We start from the raw sequence: 12,029 nt of genomic DNA, 5'->3' as shown, positions 1-12,029 counted from the left end.
GCCTTCATTTTCAAGGTCGGTCATATTTTTGGAAACCGACCGATGGGATCCTTACGCAAGACCCGGTATCGCGGCATTGCTAAGAACGCTCATCGCATCAATACGATGCTGGCGCTCTGCAGTCTCTTCACGGTCGACTGTTTCCTGAGGAGATTAAAGGCCTAATTGTGCCTATATCTAGGGAATTCCCTTAAAAAACATCATATTATTCGGATTTTAATGCTGTAAACAGACAAATTTATGTGTTTGGCCCGTTTTTCCCGGTTGCAGTCATAAAAATCGGTTCTTGCTCAGACCTTCCGATGAAGTTCGTGAAAAGTCTGCCACCCCTGAAGATTCCTCCTCTGGATCTTTGATGTGAGATCATTCCGGCAGTCAGGAACGCCGGAATGCTGGGCAGTAGACACGGCAGCGCAGAACTCAGCAGATGCGCTGCCGGGTCATCCGCACTGTACCGGCGCCATATTCAGGTCGCGTAGGCGCTTGCGGCGGCATTCTCAGGCGTTCAACTATCAGTAAACTTACTGAGTTTGAAACTCTTACCTATGCCTCTCCCAGAACTTCCACACACATGCCCGCGCTAAATCACGTCATTACTTGGAACAGGACTCGTCATCACTGGGACAGAATAACGGCACACGACGCATCTATCCGCTTTCAGGGCAATACCGTTAGAGCGGATTACAAGGTTTTCTATTGCGAACTCTGCAAGCAGCCGGTACTGCTGACGGCTGCCGGAAAGAAACAATCTCATTTCCGACACAGCAAACACGAAGACGACAAGAACTGCCCGGAGAGGATGTTCAATGCCCGCCCTGTCGACTATGACCCGCAGGATTTCGCTCTCCCTCTAAAGCTCGACTACGATCAACGCCTGAAGAGAATTCATCTTTTTCTGGGACTATTTGCTCCGAAGGGGTTGATTGCGCGCTTTCAGGCCAAAACGGGATGGATGCCCCAGTTCCGCATCGTCAGCATGATGGGCGGGACAGAAGAGCCGAAGCCTGACATATACAGTTTTGATCGTCTTGCAGAGGCAGGCATAACCTACTTCCGGCTTCGAAAAATCGCTGACGCCTATTCGCTGCACTGTGATGATGCGATTCGCAGAGAGCTTCATTGGCCAGCGAAAGTTTCCGGCGTGCCGGAACCTGCTGGCTGCATGTTTGACGAAGCAAGCACCAAACGAATTCCTGCTGACGGCGATATAGAAATCGGTCAAGTGTATCGGCTTCTAACTAGCCGAGATGTGCTCCGTTGCAAGGGAGTCGATATAGCGGAACTACCGCTCACAACAGATCCAGGCTGGCGTCTCTTCCGCATCAAACCGACGGAATACTGTGCAGAAGCCGCCAAATTCTTCATGCGTTGGCAGCTGAGGCTCACGGAAGCCCCGGTTCGCCTTTTCCCGCTCTGGCCGATGACGGTGAAGCGCCCCTATCTTATCGAGCGCGATTCCCGGCGCCCCACGCTTTTTTACGCGAGGGGCGATGCTACTCGCCATCATGTGGTCCCTCAAGACCTTGAAAGCAGCGTGAGGGAATCGGGCGGTAATCCAGCGCTCATCGAAATAGCCGCCGACTGGAAGCGACTCCTCATCACCTCCGGCAGAACTAGCGTGCTCAAATATGTTTTTCTCGATGAGTGCAAACTGCCGAAAATCACCTCTCCACGTCGTGATCTCTGCCGAATTGAAACGCTGCAGGGCGACCTGATTGCGGGGGAGGCGCTTCCTAAAGGCTGTTCTCAAGTGTGTGCAAAAGTACGCTTTAACGGAATGGCGGAGATCCATTCGGACAAGGTAGTGATCAGCCGCATAGAGCTCCGACCTGAAAAAGCCTCTATCCTGACGATCAAGCCTTCGGAAGTTTGCCGTATTTTTGTGGGATGCGATCTGATAAGAACGCTTTCCCATATAAAGTCTCTGAAGACAGACTTGAAGCACCCATTGTTGAAGCTTCAGTCATTTGATGGCCGGGAAGCAAAAGCTCAGGAAACTGCTCCGCTGCCGCATTCGGCATGGACGCAGCTCTTAGACAATCCGCAATACAAGCGCTTGGCACAGGCCAATCTTCTCTCAGACGCACTGCCTTTTGCCGCTCTGCGCGGCTGGCTTGCCCGTTAATTTTCCCATCACCCGATGAACTTGAAATACTCTCCACAAACTTTCACTTGCCGATCCTTATGCTATTCCTGCATTGAAAAAGACCCTGAGCATCAAAATGGAACACGCAGGGTTCTATACCGGAAAGCTGACCTGAAGGGAGGGAAGCTAAAACCTTTCGAGCCGAGTCTTGATGCCCCACGACTATTCAACAACCGCAACCGCTTTTTCCCCAACGGCGGCGATGAAAGCCGCGAGGTAAATGGGTGGGGGTTCTGGGATCTTAAGACAGAACCCAATAAAAAGAATCCCGCCTATGATTTTCCGACAGTCGCGTTGTGCGAAGATCTGAAGCCCATTCGTGTGGAGTCGCTCCCCACGGGAGTTGATTCTCTCATAGAGCTTCTAAAGAACGCGGTCTTCCGCAAATCAATCAACGCCTGCGGCGGCCTGCCGACGCTTTTTATGTACGCTGTCGGAGCCAAAGCAGAGGGCTGGCTCATTAATCCTGATCAGATTCTCCTGCAGGGCAATGAGTATGTATTCAGGGAAGCACTGTCCATTCCTCGGTATCAAGTTAATTCCGGCAATGTCATTCAGGCGAGGAAGAACCACGGAAAACCAGAAATCTTTTGGGCTGAAGCTGATCTAACTCCGCCTTGCGCCCTGAAAATCGGCATGTCCCCCACCTGCGAGCCGACAGAAGCTCTCGCGAGGCTCATCGACGATCACTTCTGCTCATGGTCGCAGTTCCAAGCGATGGGCATGCAGAAGAGCGCTCGGTCCGCGCTCGAGGCTCTTCTCAAAATTATTGAAAAGCCAGACCTGCATTCGCTGATGCTGGAACAGACGGGCATTTCAGAAGACGACTATCAAAAAGCAAAGAATGAGCTGATCGAGCACGGCACCAATGTAGTGAATGGAGAGGATCTCACCAGTGAAATCGTCTTTCATGCCATGTGTCGTCGTCCGGAGCTGATTGGCGCCGTCAAGAAGAATATTCGCTCTGAATGGGAGTCTGAACATCAGAGTGAAATCCGGAAAGCCAATGAAGAGCTGACCGGCATGCAGAAAGCTATTTCTCAACTGCTGCAGGATCGTCAAAAAGAAGAGAAAAATTACAGAATTGCTCTGAAGAACTGTCGGGACGCGGAAGAACGTGCGAAACGGCTTGCTTCAACGGAAAAAGAAGCGAGCGCCAGGTTTGCTGAAAAGCTTGAGACAGCGCGTCGCGATGCTGCTGAGCTCATTTCCGAGTTCCCTTTTACGGCTGCTATTGAGGCAAGTTTCAAGGATTCCGGCTTTTCTTCATCATCTGTAGTGCAAGGACACGCTCCGGCATCTGCATCACCTCTGCTCTGTCCACTGACTTCCGACACGGCGGCACCGTCAGTTCTGAATGAGCTCTCTGATGCTCTGAATCTCCTTCGGCACAACCTTGTCGCAGCAGGAGTCGAGAAGCCTCTTTCCCAGGATTTAGGCGGACTTCTTTTTACGGCGATGCTCCTCAGGCTTCCTCTGATTTTTGCCGGCCCCCAGAGCAGCAGCCTCGCGCTTGCGCTCTCTCTGGCCGTTACCGGTCGTCCTGCACTCACGGCTGACCTCGAGGAGCATTCGCCTGAAGCTCTACTCAGAGAAATAGAACGCGAAACTGCCGATCTGAATAATGACGAGATCTTTCTCCCCGTCATTGTTCTTAAGGGCACGCTCGGCGGTAGCCGCCTCACCCGCCTTGTCACGGATCTGCGCCTAAGACGGGTGCTGCCGATCTTCACCTTTGCATTCACGGAAGAGCTCGAGCTTTTTGCTCCGTCGCTCCTCAATTACGCCCTTCCGCTTTGCACGGAAGCAGTGATGACATACTCAGCGTTCACAAAACGCAACATGCAGCAGAGCTCTATGTCCGGCGATTTGGTGGAAAGGCTGAGGGCATCGCTAAATGTCAACAGTGTGAATGAAGAGCTTGAACTTCCCGAAGGCTATCGACTGCTTCCCTACGCAGAACGATCCTATGAGGTTCTTGCGGGACATGCCGAAGCGCTTTTCCCGGATCTTCGGGTGCAAAGCGCACTCATGCTCTGTCTCCTGCCGGCGCTTGCCGTCTTGGGGGAGAACCGCGCCGCTTTGCCGGAAATCAAATGGGATGATTTCGAGAAGGGACCATCCCAATCCGCCGTCGCCGCATTGGAAAAATTCTTCCTGCGATTCAAATCAGCTGTGGAATGACATGAACTGGAAAACCACTGTTGCTGAGAAAAAAACGGCCGGAAGCCTTGATCTGCAGCTGAAAGAAAGGGCTTTCAAAGAGATCACCGGAGCACTCGGAATACCGCTCTTTGATTTCAATGGTGCCTGGCTCTATCGCATCCGATCAACGGCCCTTTCGCTCGCCTGCCGCAGGATGCTCGCGTCTCTATGGGACGAACCCGAAGGCATCAGGGACGGCGTATCAGAAGTGCATGTCAAGCGCGCCTTCATCAACACCTACTGTGCCGTCCTCGAGCTCTGGCTGCCTCGTGGATCGTCCGCTTCTCCCGAGGAGTGCCGCCAGGAAGCTGTCGGTTATGCGGATCGCTGCTTCACGCTTTATGAAGCGCGCGGTTTTCTGTACCGTCAGCCCTATCTGGCTTTCCCCGCACCATTCCGCTGCACGGTTCTTCCCGGCGAAGATCTTATTCTGGCTCGCGGCATCGGTCCCGGGGTAGCATGCACCATGAGTGCCGGCGCCCCTTGCGTCAATCGGCAGGAAGCCGGGAACATTCTTCTGCCGGCTGGCGAAGCCGAATCCATAATGATTGCTCCGGAAACATTTCTCTGCGTCCCGCCGGAGCCTCCGTCAGAAGCCTGGCGCCGCGTCGTGAAGAATGCCGTCTGGCATGCGTACGACGATGAAGATCCGCCGCTTGAGTATCTCCATGAATCAGATTTCAGCCTGGGATATTGGGACAACACCCATAACTTCAGGAAGCGAAGTTCTGGACCCGAAGGGTCGGCTCTATCGCTTGCCCGACTGAAATCGGGCCCGACGCAGGCTTACTTTCTCTTCAGACAGCAAGGTGCAACAATGGAGATTGCGCCTCTCAGCCAGGCTGACGCACAGAGGAGTACTTCCTTTGCTGCGCAGATCCTCCGCGAGAGAGGAAAGCTGCCTCCTGTGAAAGTCAGGCGTATGAAATCAACCTCGGGCAACTGTCCCTATGCCTTTGTGCGCGTGAATTTCGGATACCTGCCGCCGCCGGAAATAACCTCATTCAGCGAACTTGCTGGGTGGCCGGCCGACTTCAGCCGCCCGACTCCTTTTCAGCGGATTATGGCAGAACCGTTATTCACCATGCTTATTCCGCTTTTGACTGCTGAAGGGTTCACCCTCAAATTCGAAAACTAAGAATTTGCTGCCATGCAGACTGCGGCTTCATTTTTCAAGGACTACCACCATGACCGAACAAGGCGCTTGGGGATTCCATCGCGAACTTCTCCTCGAACTGGAACGCTATCTCAATGCCCAGTACTTTGTCCGCTCTCCGATTCTGAGGCATATCGTTCCCCGGCTGCTCAAGGAACCGGGAATCATCCATCAGACGCCCTGGATTGAAACGACGCCGGCATACAAAGTCAGCCAGGAAGGCATTACGACGGCACGCATACCGGAAGAGGAGCGCCAGTTTCTTTCTGCTATGGCGAGTGCAGGCTGCGGCGTCTACATGAAGCCTTATCTTCATCAGATCGCAGCTCTTGAGGCTGTTCGGGGCCGCGGCGAAGACATTCTTGTTGCCACTGGTACCGGTTCAGGCAAAACTGAATGCTTCATGTGGCCGATGATCTCGAGGCTCGTTGGTGAAGCGTCACGCAGTCCGAAGAGCTGGGAGGAACGAGCCGTCCGAACGCTCATTCTCTATCCGATGAATGCGCTGGTTTCGGATCAGCTTGCACGCCTTCGCAAAATGCTGGACGACAGGAAGGGAATTTTCCGCAGGATTCTGTCCGAGTGCGCCCCCGGTTCCCGCCGACCGCAGTTCGGCATGTATACCGGACGAACGCCTTATCCTGGACCGGAACCGACGCAAAAAGGGAACGATGCGCTCGCGGCAACGCTCCGGTCGATCGTTGCCAATGAAGCTGTTGCGGAATATAGGGATCGGCTGGTCGAACTCGGCCGCATTCCGGCAAAGAAGGATATTGCTTCCTTCATCAAAAAACTCGAAGCAGGTCTTTATCCCGAAACGGATCCGGAGGATGCCGAGCTTCTGACGCGCTTCGAAATGCAGCAGACGCCCCCCGACATTCTCATCACCAACTATTCCATGCTGGAATACATGATGATCCGCAAGCGGGAAGCCGGGATCTGGGAGCACACGCAGCGCTGGCTTGAGAATCACCCTGACGAGAAGCTTCTAATCGTCATGGATGAGGCGCACATGTATCGCGGGTCTGCCGGCGGTGAAGTTGCGCTTCTGGTGCGGCGTCTCTTCGATACGCTCGGCATTGATCGCTCCCGTGTACAGTTCATCATTACTACTGCGAGCATGCCGGTTGATCAACTCGGCACAGTGGAGCTGTTCGCGAGGCTCCTTACTGCTGCTGATGATCCGAATCACCCCTTCCATCTCATCTTCGGCGAACGATCCGAATTGTCCCGCGAAAACGCTTTCGAAATACCGCCGGAAGCATTTGTCTCGGCTTCCCTCAACCTGCTCGAAGGTTCTGAGCAGGAAAAGCTCGGGGAACTCCGCCGCTTCTTCAGCAAAACGTCTCTTCCCTTTGATTCCGGGGTCTTTTCCTCGATTGAGGAAGCCGCGCGCTGGATCGGCCACAATATGGAGAACCTCAGGCCCTTCCGCAAGCTCATTGAATGCTGCCGAGGGAAAGCGCTGGCGCTAACCCGGCTCGGCAGTGAAATCTTCCCTTTGCTTGATAAAACAGCACAGGAACATGCCGTAAACGTTCTTCTGTCGATTGCCCCCATCGCCAGGAACGACGATGGATCAGTTATTTTCCCGGCTCGCCTCCATCTCCTTTTCCGCGGCGTGCGCGGCGTTTATGCCTGCATTAATCCGGAATGCTCCGGTGCTGAGGAGGCGGAAGACGGCATCAAGCTCGGAGCCCTATCCGTAAGCGACAGCGAATTCGGTACCTGCAGGCATTGCGGCCACATGGTCTATGAACTTAAGAGCGACCGGCGCTGCGGCGCGCTTTTCTTGCAGGGATACCTCTCCCCGGATGAAGAAGACGCCACTTATCTGTGGCAGCGGCCGGCTCCTTCACGTACAAATCGTCTTGTATCCACGGATTTCTACATTCCTCCAGAAGGCTTCAAAGCTGATCCCAAACGTCAGCGCAGGGTCTGGCTGAATACGCAGAGCGGCTGGCTCGATTTTACGGATTGTCACCAGGGCGAAGCAGGCTGGCGAGCTTTTTATGCACCTCTCGACCGAATGAAAACAGCCGGGAAAGACGAGAAGGAAGACGATCCGCTCGCTCCCTTTGCATTCAGTGCCTGCCCTCACTGCGGCAGGCAATCGGGCGACTCCATCCGTACATTCGAGACGCGAGGCAGCCAGTCCTTCTTCAATCTCGCGCACAGTCAATTCCTTCTGCAGCCCGCGGCTACGGGTTATGCACCTGACGATCCCCTCTATCCCAATGAGGGACGCAAAGTCCTCATTTTTTCCGATAGCCGCCAGCGTGCGGCAAGACTCGCGCGCGACATGAGCGAGACCGCCGATCTGTCTGCGAGCAGACAGATCGCTGGTCTTGTTCTTAAGGAATTTGAACAGAATGCTGGGAATCCTTGGAATCTCGAATCCTTTTATCCCCTCTTTGCGAGCTATGTCTTCCGGAAGCAGGTGCCGCTGCTTGCAGGCATCGAAGGTCAAACGCTCCACCGTCATGGCGCACTGATAGAAGAGACCCGCCTCGATGATGAGGCATGCGGTGAAGTTTTCAACCCGCAGGATGTCGATCCTGGAGAGCCGCCCAACGGCTACAGGGAACTCTTTCTGCTTCTCTGGTGCGCGCCTTTCAATACTTTTTACGAAACGGCCGTCAGCTGGCTCGAACCCAGTCGTGAATCAATTAAGCAGCTCCGCAAAGCGCTGAAGGAGGGCCAGCTTCCCCTGCAGAGTACTGAAGAAGCAAAAATCTTCGCTTCTTTATGGATCATGAGGCAGTGTGAATCCTCTGCATGCCTCGATCAATTTATTTCGAAGCTGATTCGAACCAAGGTCAGAAAATTTGCCGCTAATACGATCGACCGCATTGATGATCTCATCCCTCGTGAATTTGCTGAGATTCTCGGCTGGACGAAGGATGTCTGCATGATCGCATCCTCAGTGCTTACAAGAGCTTTTCTTGCCAGTACCAATGACGGATCCTTCGCGCTCTCTCTCAAGTATCTTAAGCCTCGGTACCAGCCCGATCATCCCTGGCTCAAATGCAGCGTCTGCTCCAGCCTCACCCCCTTTGATCTTCGCGGACACTGCCCTCATTGCGGAAGGAAGGCGACTCTCAGGACGCTCAATACTGATGAGGAAAGAGCGCTTGATTTCTGGCGCCGTCCCATATTCGAAGCAGCTGAAGGGAAACGGCGCATCCGCAATATCGATACGGAAGAGCATACGGCGCAGCTCTCCCACAAGGATCAGCGAGATGATCTATGGTCCAGGACGGAGAAGTATGAACTCCGGTTCCAAGACATATTGAATAGAGGGGAATCCCCTGTAGACATTCTCTCCTGTACGACGACGATGGAAGTTGGCATCGACATCGGATCGCTGGTGGCGGTGGCGCTACGCAACATGCCGCCCACGCGCGAGAACTACCAGCAGCGCGCCGGCCGTGCCGGCCGCCGGAATTCAAATCTCTCGACCATCCTGACATTCTGCGAAACCGGCCCGCATGATGCTTACTACTTCCGGGAACCCGCCGCGATGCTTAATGGTCCTCCGCGCCGTCCGTGGATCGACGTGGAAAATATGAAGCTGATCGAGCGCCATGTATCGATGCTGCTTCTGCGAGCTTATTTCCGCGATGTTATCAAGAAGGAACTCGACAGTGCCGAAAGCATCAGCGGCAAAGACTTCTTCAGTAAAGAAAGTCTGGAAGTTCTCAGGAACTGGGCAAAAGCATGGACGATTCCTTTAGGTCAGCTTCCGGGGAGTTGCGACAATCTCCAGACGAAGGTTTTTCTGGAGTCTTTCTTCGCGAAAATGGAGGAGATCGCACGATATGCCCGAACTCATGAAGCGGAATATGAGGAACTTTCCGTTCTGGACATCCTTTTCGGCGAAGGCGTCATACCCACGTATTCATTCCCCAAAAATGTAGTGAGTCTGACCGTTCAAAACAGAAACAGGCCTTACGCCATTGATTATCAGATCGAGCGAGGCATTGATCTTGCCATCAGCGAATTTGCACCTGGCCGTGCGCTTGTGGTGGATAAGAAGACTTTCCTCGTCGGCGGACTCTTCAGCAAGCCTCTTGAAAAGGCCGGCTGGATGAAGCCGGTAGAATCGCATTGGAACGATCCCAGGACGAAAAAGAGAGTTTATTCCTGCAAGGAATGCGGTTGGTTTGGATTCGACAATGGGATGAGCTCCGATTACCGTTGTCCAATGTGCGGCGGGCAGACAACCGAAGACCGCCCATTGGTTCGGCCATGGGGCTTCGGTCCGCTTCGCGGCAAGGAAGTCCTCCCGGGTGATGCGAGTGAGGTGTATTCGCGCGCGATGCCTCCGCAGTATTCAACGCTTCCCGATTTGAGCGAAAACATGGCGGAATATCCAGGGGGACGCATGCGGATTGCCTTCCGCTCCAATCAGCAGATCATTATGCGTAATCAGGGCGTCGGGGATGAAGGCTTCGCGTTCTGCACCGTCTGCGGTGCGGCTGCTCCCGGCCCAATGCTTGACAGCAAATTCCCGGCCCCATATTTAATGCCCTCGGAACGAGGAAGCAAGATGCGCCCGCAAACTCCGAGATGCGCACACAGCGATGTCCAGTCCATCGACCTGGGCTTTGACTTCATTACGGATATGCTTGTATTTGAAATCCGATTCGATGACGGACTCTTCGATTTCGCCACCGACAGCGAATGGATAAATCGCGCCGGACAGTCTCTCGCCGAAGCTCTGCGTCTAGCGGCATCCCGCATACTTGACGTGGATTTCACGGAACTCGTCACCGGGTACCGCCGTCGTCTAGAGCGCGGCAAGGCCGTTGACGTTTTTCTCTACGATGCCCTCTCAAGCGGTGCTGGCTACGCGGTGGCGCTGAAGTCGAGGTTTGAGGAATTGCTTAAGGAAACACGGCGCATTCTTACAGAGTGCAAATGCCGCACGGCCTGCCAAAACTGCCTGAGGCATTTCAGAAACCAGTACGTAAACGAGCTACTGGATCGCCAGAGTGCCCTGGAGCTACTTGATTGGGCCGAGCATTCATCGCTACCTCCTGATCTTCCGTTCTCAAGGATCATTCTGCTCCTCACACCATTGCAATCAACGCTCAGGATGTATGGCATTGGAATGGAGGCACAATCCGATCTACTGCTGTTGAGAAGAGGTTCAAACGCCCGAAAGGTGATCGTTCTAGCCGCCATGCGGCAACCGCCTCAGCACTCAGAAGACATTTTTCTCAATGAGGGGCTTCTGCGCTTCAACCGCCCTGCGGCGGTAGAGGAAATTAGAAGATTGATGTCGACTTCCTAGTGATATTGTGGAATGCGGGGCAGTAAAGCTCATAACTGCTCCGCTTACGCGTTTCTGTTCCCGTAGCAACAGCCTTCCTAAAGTGATTTATTAACACGGCATCGATATAGTTGACAAAAGGTTTGGGCTGGGTATACTTGATAAATGAATTACGAAAACAAATCTACCGCGACTCTTGACGGTCGCAAGACCACTCCTGAAGTCCAGCTGGAGCTTCGCTGCCGCTGCGTCATTTACTTCCGTGATGGAGTAAAGCGCGCTGAAATCGCACGCAGACTTGGATTGAGCCGCCAATGGGTTACCAAGATCATCCAGGTCTACCAGGCCGAAGGCTTTGACAGCGCCGTTGCCGGCAAGAAGCGCGGCATGAGTGAGGCATCTGCAGAAGGAATGCGGATGCTCAGCCATGAAGAAGCAAAGAAGGTTGCCAACTGGATTGTCGACAAGAATCCGGCGCAGCTGAAGTTCGACTTTGCCTTGTGGACGGCCAAGGCAGTGCGCCAGCTCATCTACAGAGAGTTCGGCAGACAGCTCGCCCTCTCGACCGTACGCAATTACCTGCGTTCATGGGGCATGACGCCTCAGCGTCCGAAAAAGAAAGCGATTCAGCAGGATGATGCTGCGGTCCAGCGCTGGCTTGAAACGGAATACCCGGCTATTGCTGAGCGTGCCAAAAAGGAAAAAGCCACCATTTTTTGGGAAGACGAAACCGCTGTCCAGCAGGATACCAATTGGATCCGAGGCTGCGCGCCGCGCGGAAAGACGCCGACGATCCTGCATGATCGCCGCACCTGCTGCGGCGCCCCGGTCATGATCTCGGCCGTGAACAATCAGGGTCTGTCGGCTTTTGCATTTCAGCGAAGCGCCGTGCGCCGCTATTCATTCATACGCTTTCTGCATCGTCTCATCAAAGACTACGGCGTGAAGGGCAAAAAGCTTTTCGTCATCTGCGACAACTGCAGAATTCACCACGCAAAGCTGGTCGCCGCCTGGTGCGAAGCTCATAAGGAAGAAATCGAACTCTTTTTCCTTCCCTCATATTCGCCGGAACTGAACACGGATGAGTTTCTGAATCGTCAGCTCAAAACGAATCTGCGGCTGAAAGGGCCGAAGAGTCACGAAGAAACGCTCGAGCACGCAAAGGAGATCGCCTCCGCCTTCAAAAGCGACAGGGCTGACGCACATTAATTTCTAATTTCAGCTGGAATCTTTTGATTTTCAGC

Annotated in this window: 5 protein-coding genes; all 5 read left to right on the top strand. The window is 53.8% G+C overall.

Annotated elements, in window-relative coordinates; genetic code table 11:
* Nucleotides 1-571 precede the first annotated feature (571 nt).
* Nucleotides 572-2,125: a hypothetical protein gene (locus Q0106_RS01275; protein ID WP_297607844.1), complete on the top strand. Its 1,554-nt coding sequence runs from the start codon at nucleotides 572-574 to the stop codon at nucleotides 2,123-2,125.
* A 15-nt stretch (nucleotides 2,126-2,140) separates the two neighbouring features.
* On the top strand, nucleotides 2,141-4,330 hold the full coding sequence (locus Q0106_RS01270; protein ID WP_297607841.1) for a hypothetical protein: 2,190 nt from the start codon (nucleotides 2,141-2,143) through the stop codon (nucleotides 4,328-4,330).
* A gap of 1 nt (nucleotide 4,331) precedes the next feature.
* On the top strand, nucleotides 4,332-5,489 hold the full coding sequence (locus Q0106_RS01265) for a hypothetical protein (RefSeq protein WP_297607838.1): 1,158 nt from the start codon (nucleotides 4,332-4,334) through the stop codon (nucleotides 5,487-5,489).
* 316 nt (nucleotides 5,490-5,805) lie between these two features.
* Nucleotides 5,806-10,806: a DEAD/DEAH box helicase gene (locus tag Q0106_RS01260; protein ID WP_297607835.1), complete on the top strand. Its 5,001-nt coding sequence runs from the start codon at nucleotides 5,806-5,808 to the stop codon at nucleotides 10,804-10,806.
* Nucleotides 10,807-10,950: 144 nt separating this feature from the next.
* Entirely contained in the window at nucleotides 10,951-11,994 is a 1,044-nt protein-coding gene (locus Q0106_RS01255) for an IS630 family transposase (RefSeq protein WP_297607832.1), read from the top strand.
* Nucleotides 11,995-12,029 lie beyond the last annotated feature (35 nt).

Origin of the sequence: uncultured Sutterella sp. (genome assembly GCF_937923675.1) — a bacterium.
GTDB lineage: Bacteria > Pseudomonadota > Gammaproteobacteria > Burkholderiales > Burkholderiaceae_F > Sutterella.
This window is presented reverse-complemented; position numbering and strand designations above follow the sequence as displayed.